The sequence below is a fragment of the Faecalibacterium sp. DFI.5.82 genome, from assembly GCF_029076575.1.
In the GTDB taxonomy this organism is placed as follows: Bacteria; Bacillota; Clostridia; order Oscillospirales; family Ruminococcaceae; genus Faecalibacterium; species Faecalibacterium duncaniae.
Window position 1 is genome coordinate 1 of the sequence record NZ_JARFIS010000333.1, and the last position, 322, is coordinate 322.

Below are 322 nucleotides of genomic sequence, written 5' to 3' on the forward strand. Positions count from 1 at the left end.
GTCTCGCTGAATCTGACGGGCGAGGATTCCGCCCGGGTGGCGGATCAGCTCTGGGAAGAGTACGGCATCTGTGTGCGGGCCGGTGCGCACTGTGCCCCGCTGATGCACAAGGCGCTGGGCACAGTGGAGCAGGGTGTGGTGAGGTTCAGCTTCTCCCACACCAACACCCGGGAGGAGGCGCTTGCTGCTGCCCGTGCGGTGCGCAGCCTGGCGGAGGAATAAACGATGCGTGCAAAGAGACCCTATATCGTGTTATCCTTACGCACCACAGTGGAAGCGATGGCATGGGAAAAACACTTCGAAGCGGAACACATCCCCGGGC

Annotated in this window: 1 protein-coding gene; it reads left to right on the plus strand. The window is 62.1% G+C overall.

Going from position 1 to position 322, the window contains the following annotated elements; all coding sequences use genetic code 11:
- On the plus strand, positions 1 to 222 hold a 222-nt coding region (locus P0G09_RS16870; RefSeq protein ID WP_275253242.1), incomplete at its 5' end, for an aminotransferase class V-fold PLP-dependent enzyme.
- Between the last annotated feature and the right edge of the window lie 100 nt (positions 223 to 322).